20 protein-coding genes and 1 tRNA gene are annotated in these 18,095 nt (G+C 64.9%); 8 read left to right on the forward strand and 13 right to left on the reverse strand.

Annotation, left to right across the window (positions count from 1 at the left end; all coding sequences use genetic code 11):
* Positions 1-111 precede the first annotated feature (111 nt).
* The 10 genes from AC1RRP_RS03735 to AC1RRP_RS03780 all read right to left on the reverse strand — a co-directional run bounded on the left by AC1RRP_RS03735 (position 112) and on the right by AC1RRP_RS03780 (position 9,657).
* Positions 112-987 (reverse strand): NAD(P)-dependent oxidoreductase, encoded by an 876-nt coding sequence (locus tag AC1RRP_RS03735; RefSeq protein ID WP_493033339.1) that lies wholly within the window; start codon positions 985-987, stop codon positions 112-114.
* 13 nt (positions 988-1,000) lie between these two features.
* The gene (locus AC1RRP_RS03740; RefSeq protein WP_493033340.1) at positions 1,001-1,957 is read right to left on the reverse strand and encodes a Bug family tripartite tricarboxylate transporter substrate binding protein; all 957 of its coding nucleotides are present in this window, start codon (positions 1,955-1,957) and stop codon (positions 1,001-1,003) included.
* Positions 1,958-2,029: 72 nt separating this feature from the next.
* Positions 2,030-2,614, reverse strand: coding sequence for a carboxymuconolactone decarboxylase family protein (locus AC1RRP_RS03745; RefSeq protein ID WP_493033342.1), 585 nt, complete (start codon positions 2,612-2,614; stop codon positions 2,030-2,032).
* Between the two features lie 19 nt (positions 2,615-2,633).
* Positions 2,634-3,551 carry an ABC transporter substrate-binding protein gene (locus tag AC1RRP_RS03750; protein ID WP_493033344.1) on the reverse strand — a complete coding sequence of 306 codons (918 nt, stop codon included), beginning with the start codon at positions 3,549-3,551 and terminating at the stop codon, positions 2,634-2,636.
* A gap of 72 nt (positions 3,552-3,623) precedes the next feature.
* Entirely contained in the window at positions 3,624-4,571 is a 948-nt protein-coding gene (locus AC1RRP_RS03755) for a tripartite tricarboxylate transporter substrate binding protein (protein WP_493033346.1), read from the reverse strand.
* Positions 4,572-4,650: 79 nt separating this feature from the next.
* Positions 4,651-6,000 carry an amidohydrolase family protein gene (locus AC1RRP_RS03760; RefSeq protein ID WP_493033348.1) on the reverse strand — a complete coding sequence of 450 codons (1,350 nt, stop codon included), beginning with the start codon at positions 5,998-6,000 and terminating at the stop codon, positions 4,651-4,653.
* Between the two features lie 3 nt (positions 6,001-6,003).
* Positions 6,004-7,008 carry an NAD(P)-dependent oxidoreductase gene (locus AC1RRP_RS03765; RefSeq protein WP_493033350.1) on the reverse strand — a complete coding sequence of 335 codons (1,005 nt, stop codon included), beginning with the start codon at positions 7,006-7,008 and terminating at the stop codon, positions 6,004-6,006.
* Positions 7,009-7,095: 87 nt separating this feature from the next.
* A complete protein-coding gene (pcaF, locus tag AC1RRP_RS03770; RefSeq protein WP_493033352.1) occupies positions 7,096-8,298 on the reverse strand; it encodes a 3-oxoadipyl-CoA thiolase in 1,203 nt (400 codons plus the stop codon).
* Between the two features lie 13 nt (positions 8,299-8,311).
* A complete protein-coding gene (locus AC1RRP_RS03775) occupies positions 8,312-8,953 on the reverse strand; it encodes a 3-oxoacid CoA-transferase subunit B (protein WP_493033354.1) in 642 nt (213 codons plus the stop codon).
* A 2-nt stretch (positions 8,954-8,955) separates the two neighbouring features.
* The gene (locus AC1RRP_RS03780) at positions 8,956-9,657 is read right to left on the reverse strand and encodes a 3-oxoacid CoA-transferase subunit A (RefSeq protein WP_493033356.1); all 702 of its coding nucleotides are present in this window, start codon (positions 9,655-9,657) and stop codon (positions 8,956-8,958) included.
* A 75-nt stretch (positions 9,658-9,732) separates the two neighbouring features.
* On the opposite strand from AC1RRP_RS03780, the gene AC1RRP_RS03785 reads away from it, so the two are divergent.
* Positions 9,733-10,518: an IclR family transcriptional regulator domain-containing protein gene (locus AC1RRP_RS03785; protein WP_493033358.1), complete on the forward strand. Its 786-nt coding sequence runs from the start codon at positions 9,733-9,735 to the stop codon at positions 10,516-10,518.
* A gap of 24 nt (positions 10,519-10,542) precedes the next feature.
* On the forward strand, positions 10,543-10,977 hold the full coding sequence (locus AC1RRP_RS03790; RefSeq protein WP_493033442.1) for a DUF1841 family protein: 435 nt from the start codon (positions 10,543-10,545) through the stop codon (positions 10,975-10,977).
* Positions 10,978-11,214: 237 nt separating this feature from the next.
* Here AC1RRP_RS03790 and AC1RRP_RS03795 read toward each other — a convergent pair whose 3' ends face one another.
* Positions 11,215-11,880 carry a c-type cytochrome gene (locus AC1RRP_RS03795; protein WP_493033360.1) on the reverse strand — a complete coding sequence of 222 codons (666 nt, stop codon included), beginning with the start codon at positions 11,878-11,880 and terminating at the stop codon, positions 11,215-11,217.
* 99 nt (positions 11,881-11,979) lie between these two features.
* Here AC1RRP_RS03795 and AC1RRP_RS03800 point away from each other — a divergent pair, with 99 nt between their 5' ends.
* From AC1RRP_RS03800 to AC1RRP_RS03820, 5 genes are all read left to right on the forward strand, one after another.
* Positions 11,980-12,822 (forward strand): AAA family ATPase, encoded by an 843-nt coding sequence (locus AC1RRP_RS03800; protein WP_493033362.1) that lies wholly within the window; start codon positions 11,980-11,982, stop codon positions 12,820-12,822.
* Between the two features lie 10 nt (positions 12,823-12,832).
* Entirely contained in the window at positions 12,833-13,054 is a 222-nt protein-coding gene (locus tag AC1RRP_RS03805) for a hypothetical protein (RefSeq protein WP_493033364.1), read from the forward strand.
* Between the two features lies 1 nt (position 13,055).
* The gene (locus AC1RRP_RS03810; RefSeq protein WP_493033366.1) at positions 13,056-13,649 is read left to right on the forward strand and encodes a GNAT family N-acetyltransferase; all 594 of its coding nucleotides are present in this window, start codon (positions 13,056-13,058) and stop codon (positions 13,647-13,649) included.
* A 13-nt stretch (positions 13,650-13,662) separates the two neighbouring features.
* Complete coding sequence (locus tag AC1RRP_RS03815) at positions 13,663-14,874, forward strand: vWA domain-containing protein (protein ID WP_493033368.1); 1,212 nt, start codon at positions 13,663-13,665, stop codon at positions 14,872-14,874.
* Between the two features lie 134 nt (positions 14,875-15,008).
* A tRNA-Arg gene (locus AC1RRP_RS03820) sits at positions 15,009-15,083 on the forward strand.
* Between the two features lie 5 nt (positions 15,084-15,088).
* Here AC1RRP_RS03820 and AC1RRP_RS03825 read toward each other — a convergent pair.
* Complete coding sequence (locus AC1RRP_RS03825; RefSeq protein ID WP_493033370.1) at positions 15,089-15,568, reverse strand: hypothetical protein; 480 nt, start codon at positions 15,566-15,568, stop codon at positions 15,089-15,091.
* Between the two features lie 170 nt (positions 15,569-15,738).
* Between AC1RRP_RS03825 and AC1RRP_RS03830 the strand changes: the two genes are divergently transcribed.
* The gene (locus AC1RRP_RS03830) at positions 15,739-16,275 is read left to right on the forward strand and encodes a DsrE family protein (RefSeq protein ID WP_493033372.1); all 537 of its coding nucleotides are present in this window, start codon (positions 15,739-15,741) and stop codon (positions 16,273-16,275) included.
* 59 nt (positions 16,276-16,334) lie between these two features.
* Here the strand turns inward: AC1RRP_RS03830 and soxB are convergent, their stop codons facing one another.
* A complete protein-coding gene (soxB, locus tag AC1RRP_RS03835) occupies positions 16,335-18,071 on the reverse strand; it encodes a thiosulfohydrolase SoxB (protein ID WP_493033374.1) in 1,737 nt (578 codons plus the stop codon).
* Between the last annotated feature and the right edge of the window lie 24 nt (positions 18,072-18,095).

The following is an 18,095-nucleotide window of genomic DNA, read 5'->3' on the forward strand; positions in this document are numbered from 1 at the left end:
ATATGCCACGCGCACCAGAGTCCATGCGGGGAACGCCGTGGAACCGGCTTCGCCGGGCCACTGGCGTTGCCCCGTGCAAGGGGGGAGGTGGCGCAGCCGCCACGGGGGTGTTCATAGTTTCGGGTTCAGGCCCGCGCCGCGTTCCAGCACCTTGATGATGGCCGCGTAATCGTCCAGGCCATTGCCCTGCACCACGGCGGCGTGCATGAGCTTTTGGGTCATCGCTGTCTGCATCAGGGGCACGTTGCTGGCGGCACCGGCGGCCAGAATCAGGTCCAGGTCCTTGATCATCTGCTCCACCGTGAAGGTGGGCGTGAAGTCACGCCGGCTCAGCTGCTCGGACTTGGCCTTGACGATGGGCGAGGCCACGGCGCTGGCACTCAGCACCTGCCACATGGCCTGCCAATCCAGCCCGCCCTTGCGACCCAGGGTCAGCGCCTCGGCCAGCATGGCGCTGGTCTGGGCGATCATGAGGTTGACCACCAGCTTCATCAGGCGCGCCTGCTCGGCCTCACCCAGGTAGAAGTGGTTGGGGCCCAGGGTCTTGAGCAAGGGCAGCATCTGCTCGTAGGCGACCCGCGGGCCGGAAGCCAGCACGGTGAGCTGCGCGGCCTCGGCCATCTTGTTGTTGCCCGAGACGGCGGTGCGCAGATAGGCCAGACCTCTGCCCTCCAGCGCCTGGGCCACCTCGGCCGAGGCCTGCAGCGACACGGTGCTGGTATCGACATAGACCGTGCCGGGCCGGGCGGCGGACACCACCTGGGCGGCGACCGCGCGCAAGGCCGCGTCGTGCGGCAGCGAGGAAAAGATGGCGTCGGCCGCCGCCATGGCAGCCGATGCATCGCTGGCCAGGACCAGGCCCTGCTCCTGCGCCAGCTCGCAACGTTCGTCGCAGGGGTCACTGACGGTCAAGGCGTGCCCGGCAGCGGCCAGGTGGCCGGCCATGGGCAGGCCCATCTTGCCGATGCCGGTGAAATGGATCTTCATGGGGAGGTCCGTCTCACTGAGCCTTCAGGTTGGCCGCCCTGACGATGCGTGCGGCCACCTCCATCTCGCTCCTGATGTAGGCATTGAAGGCCTCGGGGCTCAGGGGAAAGGGGTCGGCACCCAGCTTGGCCATGCGCTCTTTGAGCTCGGGGCTGCTCAAGGCCTTGAGCGCCTCTTCGTTGAGCTTCTTGATCACGGCCGCCGGAGTGGCCGCGGGCACGATCATGCCGACCCACAGGGTGTAGTCGGAAGCGGGCAGACCCGCTTCGATGCTGGTGGGAACGTCCGGCAGGGTGGAGGCGCGCATCTTGGTGCTGACCGACAGGGCCTGCAGGCGGTTGTCGCGGATCAGCGGCAGGGCCGAGGCCAGGGGCGCGAAGAACCAGTCGTTGGAGCCGCCAATGACGTTGTTCATCGCATCGGGGGTGCCCTTGTAGGGCACGTGCAACGCGTCGATGCCGGCCTGCAGGCGGAAGATCTCGGCGTTCATGTGCGTGCCGCTGCCGATGCCGGCCGAGGCGTAGTTGAATTTGCCCGGGCTGGCCTTGACCGCTGCAATCAGATCGGCCTGGGTCTTCCAGCCCTTGCTTGGCTGCGCCACCAGCACATTGGGTATGGCGGCCAGGGCGGTCACGCCCGTCAGGTCCTTGAGCGTGTCGTAGCCGGGGTTGGGATACAGCGCCGGGTTCAGCGCATGGGCCGAGGAATGCACGAGGATGGTGTAGCCGTCGGCCTCGCTCTTGGCCACCTGGGCCGCGGCGATGGTGCCGCCAGTGCCGAGCTTGTTCTCGATGACGATGGGCTGACCCATGCTGCGGCTCATGGACTCGCCCACGGTGCGCGCGACGATGTCGGTGGCGCTACCCGCGGTAAAGGGCACGATGAACTTGATCGGTTTGGCCGGGTAACCCTGGGCCAGCGAGCTGCCAGCCAACAGCAGCGCGACCATGGCCGTAAGCAGATGTTTCATGATTTGTCTCCTTGGATTGCAACAGGCACAACTACAAAATTCAATGCTTCGGCCCGACGTCCGGACCTCGGTTCAACGGGCGACCGCAGCGGGGGCGATCCCCCCCGTCATGCCGGCCATGAACTGGCTTTGCCCCATGCCGATGAGCCGGTTCCAGCGCTGTTGCCCCATGGTCAGGCCTATGAAGAAACCCAGTTCCACGATCTGCGGCGTTTCGAAGTGTGCATTGAGACCGGCCCACAGCTCATCAGTGGACTCGAGACCCCAGGTGATGGCCTCGGCCAGGCGCAGCGCAGCTTTCTGGCTCGCCGTGTAACGCGCGGATTTGTCAAAATCCAGCAGGTCCTTCACATCGTCTTCCAGCAGGCCCTGCGCCTGCGCTTTCATGGAACGCTGGTTGCCGCAATAGTTGCAATTGACCGCCTGCGACACGTACAGGCGGCACAGCTCCTTGATCGCGTGATCGCACACGCCCTCCACAAAGGTGTCGTTCCATGCGTTGGTGAAGGCCCAGAACACCTTGGGCACGTGAGCCCGGATGGCGTGGCTCTCCGGTCGGGGCGCACCTTCACGGGCGGCGCGCTCGAACTCAGCCATCATCGCCGGGTCGGTGATGGCTTCCGGCTTGATATAGGGAATGCGCTGCGGATGGCTCATGCTCAATGCCCTTTCTTGTTCAGACGGCGCGAACCGCCTGGATGGCTTTCTCGAAATGGGAAAGGTCAAGGTACTTGTCCGCGGCAGGCGGGGTGCCGCCCCACATGCCCTCCATCTCGGCACGGATGGCCAGCACGGCGCGAAAACCTTCTGTATTGAAGCGGGCGTCCGGCGCGAGACCGGCGCCCGGTGTCAGCAGCGCCTCGTAGGTGCCGGCAGCGGCCACCGGGTCGAGCTTGAAGCTGCGCATCAGCAGATCGATCATCGGCGTACGGTGGCCAGGGTTCATCACCAGGCGCTGACCTTCGATATACGCCGCCAGATAGTCTTGCAGCAGCCCCGCATGGGCGCTCGCCCAGCTGCGCAGCACGAAAGCGCCGGTCGCCTGGTAGGGCCCCAGCAAGGCGAACTGGCTGCCCAGGCTCTTGAGGCCCTGCTGGCGCACCGTGAAGGAAAAAGGCGGATTGATCATGGCCGCCGCCAGCTGCGGATCGGCCACCATGGCCGCAGCGCGCGGGCCGGTGCCGCCGGCCAGGCGCACGGTGTAGTCACGTCCTTCCAGCAGGCCGTGGTTCTTGAGGATCTTCTTGGCCACCAGGGCAAAGGCCGTGTTGGGCGCATCGACAGCCAGCACCTTGCCGCGCAGATCGGCGATGGTCTTGATCTCCGGGCGCACCATGAACTCGTTCATGCCGGCGTCGCCGCCCAGCACGATGACCACGTCCTGCCCCGCCTCCACCATGGCCACGGCGTTGTCCACCGCGGCGTGGGCGATGTCAAAGCTGCCCGCAGCCAGGCCGGCGCGCTGTGCATCGGAGTTCGGCGTGGGCTGGACCTCCAGCGCCAGGCCGCGCCGCGCAAAAAATCCGGCCTCCTGCGCCGCGAGCAGCGGCAGGTTGCTGGAGGTATTGAAGATATTGACGCGCAGTAGCTGCATGGGCAGAGGTCTCGCATGGGTTCGGAACGCCCCGGTGCATTCGGGCACGGGGGGATACGGGCGGCCAGGGTCTTACTTGGGCGCGTCTTTCATGATGACGCTGAGGGTCGTGTGCTCTTCACGGATGAAGGCGTCAAAGCGCTCGGGGCTCATCGGCATCGGTTCGCCACCGAGCTTGGCCATGCGCTCCTTCACATCGGGCTGGGCCAGGGCCTTGCTGACCTCCTGGTTGAGCTTGTTGACGACCTCACGCGGCGTCTTGGCCGGCGCCAGCAGGCCGATCCAGAAGTCGAACACGAAGCCGGGCACGCCGGCTTCAGACACCGTGGGCACGTCCGGCAAGGCCGAGGAGCGCTGCGCCGTGCTGACCGCCAGGGCGCGCATGCGGTTGTCGCGGATCATCGGGATGGAGGAGAGCACGGGCGTGAACATGAAGTCGACACGACCGGCCACCGTCTCGGTGATGGTCTCGGGTGTGCCCTTGAAGGGGATGTGGGTGGCCTGCAGGCCCGTGACGGCGCGGAACTTCTCGGCGTTCACGTGGGTGGCGCTGCCCGTGCCGGCCGAGGCGTAGTTGAGCTTGCCGGGATTGGCCCTGGCTGCGGCGATCAGATCCTGCACGTTCTTGATGGGGCTGCCCGCGCCGACCACCAGCACATTGGGCAGCGAGGCCAGCGGCGTGATGCCGGCAAAGTCGCCCACGGTGTCGTAGCTCAGGCCCGGGTAGAGCACCGGGTTGACCACATGGCCGGTGGACACCACCAGCAGGGTGTAGCCATCGGGCTCGCTCTTGGCCACGAAGGCCGAGCCGACCGTGCCGCCGGCACCGGGTTTGTTCTCGACGATCACGGTCTGGCCCCAGGCCGTGCCGAGCTTCTCGCCCACGATGCGCGCCATGATGTCCGTGGCGCTGCCGGGCGTGAACGGCACGACGATGCGGATCGGTTTGCTCGGATAAGCCTGCGCGAGCGCCAGGCCGGCACTCAGCAGCAGCGCTGCAGAAATAAGAACACGTTTCATGTCTGTCTCCTTTGATAGGTATGGCTCGAACACTCACCGCTGCCCTCGGCCTCCAGGCGTAGGCAGCTTGCTTTTTTTCTTATCGCGACAAGCCCAACGCCGTCGTGATCTTGCGGCCCGAAGCCTGCAGCGCGGCAAGCTTGGGGGCCAGGTCCACATCGACCAGTTTCCCGTGACGCTTCTTCCAGCGCCCGGCCACCATCACGCTGTCGATATTGGCCAGCGTGGTCTGCATCACCACCGTGCTCACGGGGTCGTGCACGGGCTGCATGTTCAGATCGTCAGCGCGGACCAGCACCAGGTCGGCCTGCTTGCCCGCGGCCAGGGTGCCGATGCGATCGAGCTGGCCCAGCATGCGCGCGCCTTCCACCGTGACCCAGGACAGGGCTTCGCGCGTGGTGACGGTGGAGGTGGGCGGGATCGTGCCGTGCAGCTCACGGTAGGCCACGTTGTCCAGGCTGCGCTGCATGCCCAGGGCCACGCGCGCTTGCGTCAGCATGTCGCCGCTGAGCACGCTCTCCAGGTCCACGCCCAGCGAAGGCGCCTTGCCCAGGGCACGCAGGCGCCCCGTGATGGGGTGACCGTGACCTTGAGTCATCTCGTTCTCGGCCGCGGCGGAGAAGCTCATGCCGAGTTCGCAGAAGCGCTGGAGCTGCGCGTCGCTCAGGGCATGGCCGTGCACGATGTTGATCTGCGGGCCCAGCAGACCCTCGGCCTCGAGCTTTTCCCAGCCGTCCGGCGTACGCGCGGCACCACCGCCCTGGTGCAGGGAACCGATGATGCCCAGCTCCTTCACCATGCGGAAGTCGTGCAGGGCCACGTCCAGCGTGGAATAGTGCGGACCCAGAACAGCCGCATGCACGCTGAGCAGCGCATGGCCCTGATGTTTCTTCAGCAGGCGCTCGACTTCGGCGCGCGGGTGCGGCACTTCCCAGAAGGGGCGCTCACCCGGTTTCGGATCGGGCTTGGGCGTGCCATGGAAGAAGGCGGCACGGATGCCGCTTTCCAGCAGCCCCTGAACCGCCGCGTCGTTGTGCGCCGGGGTCTTGTTGTTGTGGCACCAGTCGCCCAGGGTGGTGGTGCCGCAATTGAGCTGGTTCAGCGCGCCCACCAGCGTGGCGATGTGCAGGTCCTGCGGCTCGAATACCGTGGCCAGGCCCGCGTGCATGTTCTTGAAATACTCCAGCAGCGTCCAGTTGGCGGCCAGGCCGCGCAAGGCCGTCTGCCAGGTGTGCATGTGCGCATTGATCAGCCCAGGGATGACGATGCAGCCCGTGGCATCCACCACCTGCACATCGTCGGCCTGGATCGTGGGCGCGATCTCCGTGATGCGATCACCCGTCACCAGCACGTCGGCGCGTGGCAGGTCGCCCAACGCGTCCATGGTGATGACGGTCGCGCCGCGGATCAGGGTGCGCGCTGCACACATGGCTTAACTGCTCAGGCCGTCAGGAATCTGCAGGTTCAGCGGCTTGATCTGCAGGCCGGCGTCGTTGGCCGTTTCCTGCAGCAGGATGGCGAAGTCCACGTTGTCATGACCGTGGCCCACCATGCGTGCGATCGACTCGCGCGTGGCCGCCGCCGAGGGCATGGGCACGCCGTGGGCCTTGGCCGCGCTCATGCCCAGGTCCATGTCCTTGAGCAGGAGCTTCGGCGTGAAGGTGACCTGGTCGAAATTCAGATTGCTCAGCACGGGCGTCTTGTAGCGCGTGTACATGGAGCCCAGCACCGAATCGTTGATGCTTTCAAGAAACACGTTGCGGGGGATACCGGCCTTCTCGGCCAGCACGGTGATCTCGCAGAGGTTCTGGATGATCACCCCGAACATGGTGTTGTGCGCGATCTTCCAGATGCGGGCCAGTTCACCCTCGCCCACCCACATGACCTTGCGTGCCATGGCCTGCAGATAGGGCTCGACCTGCTCGTACAGCGCCTTGGGGCCGGACGACACCGTGAGAAGCTTGCCGGCCTTGGCCACTTTGGCATTGCCCGAGACCGGGGTGCACAGATACCCCACACCCATGCCTTCGAGCTTCTCGCGGATCTCGGCCGAGCCTTCCTGGGAGATGGAGGAGCTGTCCACCACGATCTTCGGCTTCTTGGCGCCGGTCACGAGGCCGCCGGGGCCAAACAGCACCTCCTTGAGGTCGTCGGTGGTGGAGACCATGGTGAAGACCACGTCGCAGCCAGCCAGGTCGATCTTGTTCGTTTCGATCTTGGCACCGTACTCGGCCAGGTGTGCGGCCTTGGAGGCGGTGCGGTTCCAGACGTGGACGGCATGGCCGGCCTTCAGCAGCTTGGTCACCATCGCCTCGCCCATGCGGCCCAGGCCGATCCAGCCGATTTTCTTGCTCATCAAAAAGTCTCCTCGTTCATGCGTAGTGGATGCGTCGCATCCTGAATCCCGCAGTGTTGAGCAAAGACGGTCCGAGGACAAGGCGGCCTGGGAAAATCAGTTTTCCGGTGAATGAAATAAAGCCGGGCAAGGCCCGGCTTTATCTAGGGTCAAACCCGCTTACGACGTTCAGACGCGCTCGATGATCACCGCAATGCCCTGCCCCACGCCTATGCACATGGTGCACAGGGCGTAACGGCCGCCGCTCTTGTGCAATTGGTTCAAAGCGGTCGTGGCGAGACGTGCGCCCGAAGCGCCCAGCGGGTGGCCCAGGGCGATGGCACCGCCATTGGGGTTGACGCGGGGATCGTCGTCGCGCACACCCAGCTGGCGCAGCACGGCCAGGCCCTGGGCGGCAAAGGCCTCGTTGAGCTCGATCACGTCCATCTGCGCCATGGTCAGGCCCGTGAGGGCCAGCACCTTTTGCGTGGCGGGCGCAGGGCCTATGCCCATGATGCGCGGCGCCACACCGGCGGTGGCCATGCCCACGATGCGCGCGCGCGGCGTCAGGCTGTACCGCTTCGCGGCAGCCTCATCGGCAAGCAAGAGGGCGCAGGCGCCGTCGTTCACGCCCGAAGCGTTGCCCGCCGTCACCGTGCCGCCTTCGCGCACGATGGGCTTGAGCTTGGCCAGCGCCTCCAGCGAGGTCTCGCGCGGGTGCTCGTCCTTGCTGATCACGATGGCCTCACCCTTTTTCTGCGGGATGGTCACGGGCGTGATCTCGGCGTCGAAATAGCCCGCCTTCTGCGCGGCCACGGCCTTGAGCTGCGAGGCCAGGGCCATCCTGTCCTGGTCTTCGCGGTTGATCTTGTATTCGTCAGCCAAGTTCTCGGCCGTCTCGGGCATGGAGTCGGTGCCGTACTTCTGCTTCATGCGTTTGTTCACGAAGCGCCAGCCGATGGTGGTGTCGAAGATCTCGGCACTGCGGCTGAAGGCGCTCTCGGCCTTGCCCATCACAAAAGGCGCGCGGCTCATGCTCTCCACGCCGCCGGCGATCATCATCGTGGCCTCGCCGGCCTTGATGGCGCGCGCGGCGCTGCCCAGCGCGTCCAGGCCCGAACCGCAGAGGCGGTTCACGGTGGAGGCCGGCACCTCGGGCGGCAGACCCGCCAGGAGGGCCGCCATGCGCCCCACGTTGCGGTTGTCCTCGCCGGCCTGGTTGACGCAACCGTAGATCAGGTCGGTCAGGGCCGCCCAGTCCACCTTGGGGTTGCGCGCCATCAGTGCGGCGATCGGAATGGCGCCCAGGTCGTCGGTGCGCACGCTGGAGAGCACGCCGCCGTAACGGCCGAAAGGGGTACGGATGGCATCGCAGATGTAGGCCTGGTTCATGTTCGTTCCTTTTTCATTGCGCGATCGGCAGGCCGATCATTGTTTCCAGTTCGGCGTGGCTCAGTCCGTCGACGAGGTCGACGAGCTTGAGACCCTGTGGCGTGCAGTCCAGCGTGCAGACATCGGTGTAGACGCGCTTGACGCAGGCAATGCCGGTCAGCGGGTAGCTGCAGGCCTGCACGATCTTGCTCTCGCCCTGTTTGGTCAGCAGATCCATCATCACCCAGGTCTGCCTGGCGCCGACCGCCAGGTCCATGGCGCCGCCCACGGCGGGGATCGCGTCCTTCTCGCCCGTGTGCCAGTTGGCCAGGTCACCCGTGGCAGACACCTGGAAGGCGCCCAACACGCAGATGTCCAGGTGGCCGCCGCGCATCATCGCGAAGCTGTCGGTGTGGTGGAAGTAGGAGCCGCCGGGCAGCAGCGTGACCGGCTGCTTGCCGGCGTTGATGAGGTCGTAGTCTTCCTGTCCCGCAGCCGGTGCCGGGCCCATGCCCAGCAGGCCGTTTTCGCTGTGCAGCAGCACCTCGCGCGCTTTCGGAATGTGGTTGGCCACCAGCGTGGGCTGGCCGATGCCGAGATTGACCACCGCGCCCTCGGGGATGTCCTGGGCCACACGCGCAGCCAATTGGTCTTTGCTACGTTTTTGATAGCTCATGTTCATGCTGCCTTCTTGAAACCGCCCGCCTGGGTCGCTTGACGGGGAATCTTCACGATCTTGCTGACGTAGATGGCCGGCGTGACCACGGCCTCGGGGTCGAGCCCGCCGAGCTCGACGAGCTCGTGCACGCTCGCGATCGTCTGCTGGCAGGCCATGGCCATGCTGGGGCCGAAGTTACGCGCCGTCTTTCGGTAGGTCAGGTTGCCCCAGCGGTCGCCACATTCGGCCTTGATCAGCGCCACGTCGCCGTGGATGGGCTGCTCCAGCACATACCCCTTGCCGGCTATCACGCGCGTCTCCTTGCCCTGGGCCAACTCGGTGCCGTAGCCGGTGGGCGTGAAGAAGCCGCCGATGCCGGCACCGGCCGCACGGATACGCTCGGACAGATTGCCCTGGGGCACGAGCTCCAGCTCCAGCTTGCCACTGCGGTAAAGACCGTCGAAGACAAAACTGTCGGCCTGGCGCGGGAAGCTGCAGATGATCTTGCGCACGCGGCCCGTGGCCAGCAAGGCGGCCAGGCCCGTTTCGCCGTTGCCGGCATTGTTGTTGACCACGGTCAGGTCTTTCGCGCCCTGCGCGATCAGGCCGTCGATCAGCTCCAGCGGGATGCCCGCCGTGCCAAAGCCGCCGATCATGACGGTGGAACCGTCCTTCACGCCGGCCAGCGCCTCAGCCACCGAGGCCGCAATCTTGTTGATCATCGAATCCGCTCCTGTTCGTATTACGAACATTTGTTCGTATAATGAATTCTAATCCAAGCCCCCGCCACCTTCCCCATGTCCCCTGCCACGCCCGCGACAGCGCCCCAGCCCGGCGACAGCTATGTGCAGTCCTTCGCACGCGGGCTGGAGGTGATCCGATCCTTCAGCGCCGAGACGCCGCAACAGACGCTCAGCGAGGTGGCGGCGCGCACCGGCCTCACGCGTGCCGGCGCCCGCCGCATCCTGCTCACGCTGCAGACGCTGGGCTATGTGGAAAGCGACGGCCGGCTCTTTCGCCTGACCGCGCGCATCCTGGACCTGGGTTTTGCCTACCTGTCCTCCATGCCGATCTGGAACCTCGCCGAGCCGGTGATGGAGGCGCTGGCGGAAGAAGTGAAGGAGTCCTGCTCGGCCGCGGTCCTCGAAGGCACGGACATCGTCTACGTGCTGCGCGTGCCCACCCACAAGATCATGCGCAACACCCTGGGCGTGGGCTCGCGCCTGCCCGCCTACTGCACCTCGCTGGGCCGGGTGCTGCTGGCCGACCTGAGCGACGATGAATTGATGAAACGGCTGAAGGCCTCACGCCCCAAGGCCCTGACCAGGCACACGGTCACTGACCTGGACGCCCTGCTGGCCAAGGTCCAGCAGGTACGCCGCCAGGGCTGGTGCCTGGTGAACCAGGAACTGGAGGAGGGCCTGATCTCGCTGGCCGCGCCCATCACGAACCGTGCCGGCCGCTGCATCGCCGCGCTCAACATCAGCGGCCAGGCCAACCGCACCAATGCCAAGGTGGCACAGGAAACCCTGCTGCCCGCCCTGCTGCAGGCAGCGCGCACGATCTCGCAACGCCTCAGCTGAGCCCCCCGGATAATTGCGGCCATGATGTTCCAGCCCTCCCAAGCCGATGTGCGCCGCTTCTTCTGCGGCGTTTACGCCAAGTCCCGTGCCGGCCAGCCCCTGGAAGCCATAGAGCTGCTGGCCAGCCAGTGGATAGACGAGCACCCCGAGTACCACGCAGAGTTCGCCGACCTGGACGGGGCCCTGAAGCGCATGGCACAGGCCGAGTCAGGCCGCGAGAACCCGTTCCTGCACCTGTCCATGCACCTGTCGATCAGCGAGCAGTGCAGCATCGACCAGCCGCGCGGCATCCGCCAGGCCGTGGAACTGCTGGCGGCCAGGCGCAATGACCTGCACGCGGCCCACCACGAGGTGATGGACTGTCTGGGCCGCATGGTCTGGGAAAGCCAGCGCGCGGGCCGCCCGCCGGATGGCGCGGCCTATATCGATTGCGTGCAGCAACACGCCACCAAAGACTAGTACTGCAAACCAGAGGTAGAGGAACATGATGAAAGCGATGGATTCGTGGGCAGGGCCAGGCGCAAACCACAGCCCTAGCGTTCGCTATGGCGAGGATTTGCAACGCGGCCATGCGCGCGAAGGCGCGCTTTCATGTTTCGATACTTCTGGGGCGCAGTACCAGGGCCAGGACCTCAGGGCCCCATCAAAAAAGCCGCTCAAGGAGCGGCTTTTTTGTGTGGGCTGCGAAGAACCGTTTCAGCGGAACTTCTTCTGCGGCACGGTCTTGAGGTCACCCGGCAGGCTGCTGACGTAGCCAGCCAGTTCCTTCAACTCGGCATTGGAGAACTGCTTGGCGATGCCGCCCATGATGCCATTGGCACGGCCCCAGGTCGCGTTGCCTTCGGTCTTGTAGGACTTGAGCGCGACGAACAGGTAATCAGCCGGCTGGCCGCCGACCTTGGGATAGCTCGGGTCGATCGGCTTGTTGAAGTTGTCGCCGTGGCAAGCCACGCAACCGCCCTTGTTCAGCAGCTCGGCCACCTTGGCCGAGGGAGCGGGTGCTGCCTTGGCCGGGGCCGCAGCGCCGCCCGTGCCATGGTCTTCATAGTAGGCCGCCACGTCGGCGATGTCCTGGTCCGTCAGGCTCTCGGCAATGGCGCGCATGGACGGGTGCTTGCGCTCGCCCTTCTTGTAGGCGTTCAGGGCGGAGGCGATGAACTTGGCGTTCTGGCCCGAGATCATGGGCACGCGATAGATCTCCGGGAAGCTGGCCTGGTAGCCCGGAATGCCGTGGCAGCCGATACACATGGCGATCTTTTTCTCGCCGGCCTTGGCATCACCCTTGACGTCCTGGGCATGGGCGGAAAATGCCGTCGCAGAAGCGACAAGCAGGGAAGAGAGCGTCAGCAACAGTTTGTTCATTTTGCGAGGACAATCAGCCTGTGGTTGATATAAATCAGCCTGACATTATATCTTTCGCCACTCCCCGGGTTTACCCGCACCAGAACGCCCCTGTCGCCCATGAAATTCCAAGGAACCTCGAATTACGTCGCCACCCAGGATCTGATGCTGTCGGTCAACGCCGCCATCACGCTCAAACGGCCCCTGCTGGTCAAGGGCGAGCCCGGCACCGGCAAGACCATGCTGGCCGAGGAAGTGGCCGCAGCCCTCAAGCTGCCGCTGCTGCAGTGGCACATTAAGTCCACCACCAAGGCCCAGCAGGGCCTGTACGAGTACGACGCGGTCAGCCGGCTGCGCGACAGCCAGCTGGGCGAGGAGAAGGTCAAGGACATCCACAACTACATCGTCAAGGGCGTGCTCTGGCAGGCCTTCACGGCTGACCAGCCCGTGGCCCTGCTGATCGACGAGATCGACAAGGCCGACATCGAATTCCCCAACGACCTGCTGCGCGAAATCGACCGCATGGAGTTCTACTGCTACGAGACGCGTGAACTCATCAAGGCCAAGCACCGCCCCCTGGTTTTCATCACCTCCAACAACGAGAAGGAACTGCCCGACGCCTTCCTGCGCCGCTGCTTCTTCCACTACATCAAGTTCCCCGACGCCGAGACCATGGCCAAGATCGTGGCCGTGCACTTTCCCGGCCTCAAGCAGGAACTGCTGGGTGCGGCCATGAAGACCTTCTTCGACGTGCGCAACCTGCCGGGCCTGAAGAAAAAGCCCTCCACCAGCGAGCTGCTGGACTGGCTCAAGCTGCTGCTGGCCGAGGACATCCCGGCCGAAGCCCTGCACAGCAAGGACGAGAAGGTGGCCGTACCACCGCTGGTGGGCGCCCTGCTCAAAAACGAACAGGACGTGAGCCTGTTCGAGAAGCTGGTCTTCATGCAACGCAACAACCGCTGAGGCCCGGGCGATGACGAACAAACTCCTGCTCGAAGGCCTGTCCGACGCCGTCGGTTTTGTCGGCGGTGCCCTGGCTGGCTACTGGGCCGGCCACCTGCTGGGCTGGGACCTGTTTGCCGAGGGCTACGGCAACGCCAGCATCGGCGCCATCCTGCTGGTGGGCCTGGGCGGCGGACTGGGCCTGCAGCTGGCGCGCCGCTGGTTGCGCAGCCGCAAGGGCAGCGGAGCCTGAGATGGCTTTCGTCGAGCCCGTCACCCTGGCACAACGTGGCGTGCAGCTGGTGCCGCTGGGGCCCGAACACGAAGCCGGCCTGCGTGCCGCAGCAGCGGACGGTGAACTCTGGAACCTGCGCGTGACCGGCGTGCCCCGGCCCGAGGAAACCAGTGGCTACATCGAGACCGCGCTGAAGATGCGCGAGGACGGCAGCCGCTTTGCCTTCGCCGTGCTGGACGAACTCAGCGGCCGTGTGCTGGGTAGCACCAGCTACCACGACATCCTGCCGGCCGTGAAACGGGTGGAGATCGGCTACACCTGGTACGCCAAAAGTGCGCAGCGCACCCACGTCAACACCACCTGCAAACTGCTCATGCTCGCGCACGCCTTCGATACCCTGGGCTGCCACGTCGTGGGCTGGCGCACCGACAATTTCAACCACGCCTCACAGGCCGCCATCGAGCGCCTGGGTGCGAAAAAAGACGGCGTGATCCGCGGCCACGCCCTGCGCCGCGACGGCACCATCCGCGACACCGTGATGTACAGCTTGGCGCAAGGCGAGTGGCCCGAGGTCCGGGCCCAGCTGCTGTACCTGCTGGATAAACCGCGTTGAAGAGGAGTTTGTCATGCTGATCGACTTCTTCTACACCCTGCGCGCCGCCAAGCTGCCGGTCTCGGTCAAGGAGTACCTGACCCTGCTGGAGGCGCTCAAGGAAGGCGTGGTCGGCCCCAAGGCCGTGCCGGACAACGACGCCGCCACCTCCGCTTACTCGATCGACGACTTCTACTACCTCAGCCGCACCTCCCTGGTGAAGGACGAGAAGCACTACGACAAGTTCGACCGTGCCTTCTCCGCCTACTTCAAGGGCGTGGAGATGCTGACCGACTTCACCAAGGACATTCCCCTGGAGTGGCTGCGCAAGAACCTGGAGCTCAACCTGAGCCCCGAGGAGAAGGCCGCCATCGAGAAGATGGGCTGGGACGAACTCATGGAAACGCTCAAGAAGCGTTTCGAGGAACAGAAGGAACGCCACGAAGGCGGCAGCAAGTGGATCGGCACGGGCGGCACCAGCCCCTTCGGCGCCAACGGCTACAACCCCCAGGGCATCCGCATCGGCCAGGACAAGAGCCGCAACAAGAGCGCCATCAAGGTCTGGGACCAGCGCGCCTACAAGGACTACGACGACACCCAGGAACTGGGCACGCGCAACATCAAGGTCGCACTCCGCCGCCTGCGCCGCTTTGCGCGGGAAGGCCATGAGCTGGAGCTGGACCTGCCCGACACCATCCGCGCCACGGCCGAAAACGCGGGTTACCTGGACATCAAGATGGTGCCCGAGCGCCACAACAACGTGAAGGTACTGCTGCTCATGGACGTGGGCGGCACCATGGACGAGCACATCGCGCGCGTGGAGGAGCTCTTCAGCGCCACCAAGACCGAGTTCAAGCACCTGGAGTTCTATTACTTCCACAACTGCGTCTATGACTTCATGTGGAAGAACAACCGCCGGCGCTACAGCGAGAAGTTCCCGACCTGGGACATCATCCGCAAGTACAACAAGGACTACAAGCTGATCTTCGTGGGCGACGCCACCATGAGCCCCTACGAGATCCTGCAGCCCGGCGGCAGCGTGGAATACAACAACGAGGAAGCCGGCGCCGAATGGCTGCAGCGCCTCACCCACGCCTTCCCCAAGTTCGCCTGGATCAACCCCGAACCCCAGGGCGTCTGGCAATACCGCCAGAGCATCAGCATCATCCAGCAGCTGACCAGCAACCGCATGTACCCGCTGACCATCAAGGGCATCGAGGAAGCGATGCGCCTGCTGACGAAATAGGAAGCAGAGGCCAGCCCGCGCAATACGCGGTTGAACCTTCCTTCCCTCCGCGGGCGGAGGGAGGCCGGGAGGGAGGTGCCCACATACGGCCACAAGGTGGCTGGGACGTCGCCATTTACAATGGCGAGGTCCCAGCCACCGTAGTTCAATGGATAGAACGGCCCCCTCCTAAGGGGCAGATACAGGTTCGATTCCTGTCGGGGGCACCAGACCCCTACTTGATCGGTACCGCGCTGGTCGCGGTCGGTGGACCGATGTCCTGGAAGGGTCCTAGCGGGTTGCGGGTCACTTCCTTCTCGTCGATCGCAGGCTGGCCGCTCACCGAGCGGTAGACCACCAGGTCATTCACCATCAGGACCACGGCATTAAAACGCCAGCCCGTCGTCTCCGTGCGGCGCTGGAAATTGAGGAAATCGGCCCAGAAACTGCCCTTGCGCTGCTTCGCGATCTTGGCTCCGATGATGTCCAGCCCGTGGCAGGCATCACGCGACTCCAGGCACAGCACAATGCCCGTATCCAGATCCTCGCGCTTGAGAATGGCACTGGGCAGAAACCGACGGGCCACATCAGCATGGGTCAACCGGGTCGTGTTCGGATGTTTGTCCGGATTGAAGCCGCTTTTCTCCAGCGCCGCCCTGTCGCTTTTCATCGGCACCAGCGCCTCGACGGCCAGGCGTGCCTCGTCGTAGCTCATGAACGGCGTCGTGTTGGTGTAAGCCTCAGGCAACCAGGTCGCGCACCCGCTCACCAGAACGCACAGGGCTAGCGGTAAAACAAACCTCTGCATCACGCTGCATCCCGATCGTGTGGTCGATGGCATATTCTGACATTCTGGTCCCGTTTCCGGACCGCAAGGAGTTCACCATGCCGAGATTGCTGTTCCCGCGCGCATTGCGCTTCGCCTGCGCTGCTGCCCTTCTGCTCAACCTGTGCGCGGCGGCACCGGCCTGGGCCCAGGGCAAGGTGGTGCAGACGCCGTACAAAAATCCCAAGGCACTGGTCGACGTGTTCCTCGACGATCCAGCCAAGCTCGGGGCCGCCCTCTACTGGGTGCGCGGCCTGGTCAACCCGCTGACCGAGGCGCCCTACAGCATGTTCCCGGAGGACATGAGCATCATCGTGCTCATGCACGGCACCGAGATCGTGACGCTGGCGAAGAAGAACCAGGAGCGTTACCAGGAGGTGCTGCAGCGCATGCGCTACTACGCCGACATGGGCGTGAAATTCAAGGTCTGCGGCCTGGCGCTGCAGGACTACGGCTACAGCGCGGCCGACATGCAGGACTTCGTCGAGGTCACGCCTTCGGCCATCACCGAGCTGATGCACTGGCAGAACCAGGGGTATGCGCTGATCCCGGCCACCGTGCAGGACAAGAAGTTTTCCATCGAGCAGATCCGCTGAGCGCCGGGGCATGAAAAAACGGGCCCCGTCGGGGCCCGTTGTCGTGGGGGTGCCAGGCCTTACAGCGCGGCGTAGCCCGGATTGGGCAGCACGCCGTCGACCTTGGGCATGTTGAGCTTGCGGGCGCTGATCTTGCCGCCACGGGCCTTGAGCCAGGTCTCGACCACGTCCCAGACCTGCTGGTTGCCGGCGGTCCGGGCTTCCTCGGCCACCGGGGCCCAACCGGCCACCTTGTAGCTCTTGTCGGCCTCGATCAGCTTGCCGTTCAGGCGCATGTCGTAGATGCGCTTGCCCATGGACTCCAGCGGATTGCAGCTGTAGCTCAGTCCGCCCACACGCACCATGTCGCCACCCTGCTGGTAGTAGGGGTCGGGGTTGAACAGGTTGTCGCAGACGTCTTCCAGCACGGTCTTGATGGTGGCGCCACTCATCTGGCTGACGGTCGCGTAGGAGTAGGTGGTGGCGGTCATGTCCATCAGCCACTCGCGCGTGAGCGCCTGGCCCGGCAGCAGGCTGGTGCCCCAGCGGAAGCCCGGCGAGAAGGCGATGTCGGCGCCCTGCACGTCCAGCAGCGCGTCGAGCAGCAGCTGGTCGCCGGTGCCGTTGAAGTTGCCGCGGCGGTACAGCGTGCCTTCCGTCACGCCCAGCACTTCATTGAGCTTGCTTTCATAGGGCGAACGGATCTTGTTGATCAGCGCGTCCATTTCCTTGTCGGCCGGCAGCATGTTGGAAAACACCGGCAGCAGCTTGTAGCGGAAGTCCCTGACCTTCTTGTCCTTGACGTCGAAGTCCAGCACGCCGAGGAACTTGCTGTTGGAGCCGGCGTTGGTGACGATGGTCTTGCCACCCTTGTTGCTGACGATGCTGGCCACGGGCATGCCGTCGTGCGTGTGGCCACCCATGATGGCGTCGATGCCGGAGACCCGGCTGGCCATCTTCAGGTCCACGTCCATGCCGTTGTGCGAGATCACCACCACGACCTGGGCGCCCTTGCCACGCGCCTCGTTGACCATGGCCTGCATGTTCTCGTCCTGGATGCCGAAGGCCCAGTCGGCCACCATGTAGCGCGGGTTGGCAATGGGGGTGTAGGGGAAGGCCTGGCCGATGATGGCGCAGGGCACGCCGTTGATCTCGCGGATCACGTAGGGCTTGAAGACGGGGTCGCCGAAGTCATTGGTCTTGACGTTCTGCGCCACGAAGTCGATCTTGCCGGCGAAGTCCTTCTCGACGATCTCCTTGACGCGCTCCATGCCGTAGGTGAATTCCCAGTGGCCGGTCATCACGTCCACGCCCAGCAGTTTGCAGGCGTCGACCATGTCCTGGGCATTGGTCCACAGCGAGGTGGCCGAACCCTGCCAGGTGTCGCCACCGTCGAGCAGCAGCGCGCCGGGGCGGCTGGCCTTCATGCGTTTGACCAGGGTGGCCAGGTGCGCGAAACCGCCCACCTTGCCATAGCGCCTGGCGGCCTTCTCGAAATCGAGGTAGGTCAAGGCGTGCGCCTCGGCCGTGCCGGGACGCACCTTGGCCACCTTGAGCAGGTGTTCGCCCACCAGATGCGGCAGGTTGCCCTTCATGCTGCCGATGCCCAGGTTCACGTTGGGCTCACGGAAGTAGATGGGCTTGAGCTGCGCGTGGCAGTCGGTCATGTGCAGGAAGGAGACATTGCCGAACTTCGGAATGTCGTACAGGCCCTGGGCCGCCGTGGCCGCGTCGGCCTCGGCGTAAGTGCCCATGCCCATGCCGGCCATGGTGCCCGCGCCGAGCACCTGCATGAATTCACGTTTGGAAAGATTCATGTTTTCGCATCCACTGATGTTTAG

It is taken from the genome of Hylemonella sp. GW821-FHT12C09 (genome assembly GCF_058807395.1).

Coding starts and splice junctions, on each gene's coding strand:
- AC1RRP_RS03735 (WP_493033339.1), bottom strand. CDS start 987: ATGAAGATCCATTTCACCGGCATCGGCAAGATGGGCCTGCCCATGGCC.
- AC1RRP_RS03740 (WP_493033340.1), bottom strand. CDS start 1,957: ATGAAACATCTGCTTACGGCCATGGTCGCGCTGCTGTTGGCTGGCAGC.
- AC1RRP_RS03745 (WP_493033342.1), bottom strand. CDS start 2,614: ATGAGCCATCCGCAGCGCATTCCCTATATCAAGCCGGAAGCCATCACC.
- AC1RRP_RS03750 (WP_493033344.1), bottom strand. CDS start 3,551: ATGCAGCTACTGCGCGTCAATATCTTCAATACCTCCAGCAACCTGCCG.
- AC1RRP_RS03755 (WP_493033346.1), bottom strand. CDS start 4,571: ATGAAACGTGTTCTTATTTCTGCAGCGCTGCTGCTGAGTGCCGGCCTG.
- AC1RRP_RS03760 (WP_493033348.1), bottom strand. CDS start 6,000: ATGTGTGCAGCGCGCACCCTGATCCGCGGCGCGACCGTCATCACCATG.
- pcaF (WP_493033352.1), bottom strand. CDS start 8,298: ATGAACCAGGCCTACATCTGCGATGCCATCCGTACCCCTTTCGGCCGT.
- AC1RRP_RS03775 (WP_493033354.1), bottom strand. CDS start 8,953: ATGAGCTATCAAAAACGTAGCAAAGACCAATTGGCTGCGCGTGTGGCC.
- AC1RRP_RS03780 (WP_493033356.1), bottom strand. CDS start 9,657: ATGATCAACAAGATTGCGGCCTCGGTGGCTGAGGCGCTGGCCGGCGTG.
- AC1RRP_RS03785 (WP_493033358.1), top strand. CDS start 9,733: ATGTCCCCTGCCACGCCCGCGACAGCGCCCCAGCCCGGCGACAGCTAT.
- AC1RRP_RS03790 (WP_493033442.1), top strand. CDS start 10,543: ATGTTCCAGCCCTCCCAAGCCGATGTGCGCCGCTTCTTCTGCGGCGTT.
- AC1RRP_RS03795 (WP_493033360.1), bottom strand. CDS start 11,880: ATGAACAAACTGTTGCTGACGCTCTCTTCCCTGCTTGTCGCTTCTGCG.
- AC1RRP_RS03800 (WP_493033362.1), top strand. CDS start 11,980: ATGAAATTCCAAGGAACCTCGAATTACGTCGCCACCCAGGATCTGATG.
- AC1RRP_RS03805 (WP_493033364.1), top strand. CDS start 12,833: ATGACGAACAAACTCCTGCTCGAAGGCCTGTCCGACGCCGTCGGTTTT.
- AC1RRP_RS03810 (WP_493033366.1), top strand. CDS start 13,056: ATGGCTTTCGTCGAGCCCGTCACCCTGGCACAACGTGGCGTGCAGCTG.
- AC1RRP_RS03815 (WP_493033368.1), top strand. CDS start 13,663: ATGCTGATCGACTTCTTCTACACCCTGCGCGCCGCCAAGCTGCCGGTC.
- AC1RRP_RS03825 (WP_493033370.1), bottom strand. CDS start 15,568: ATGAGCTACGACGAGGCACGCCTGGCCGTCGAGGCGCTGGTGCCGATG.
- AC1RRP_RS03830 (WP_493033372.1), top strand. CDS start 15,739: ATGCCGAGATTGCTGTTCCCGCGCGCATTGCGCTTCGCCTGCGCTGCT.
- soxB (WP_493033374.1), bottom strand. CDS start 18,071: ATGAATCTTTCCAAACGTGAATTCATGCAGGTGCTCGGCGCGGGCACC.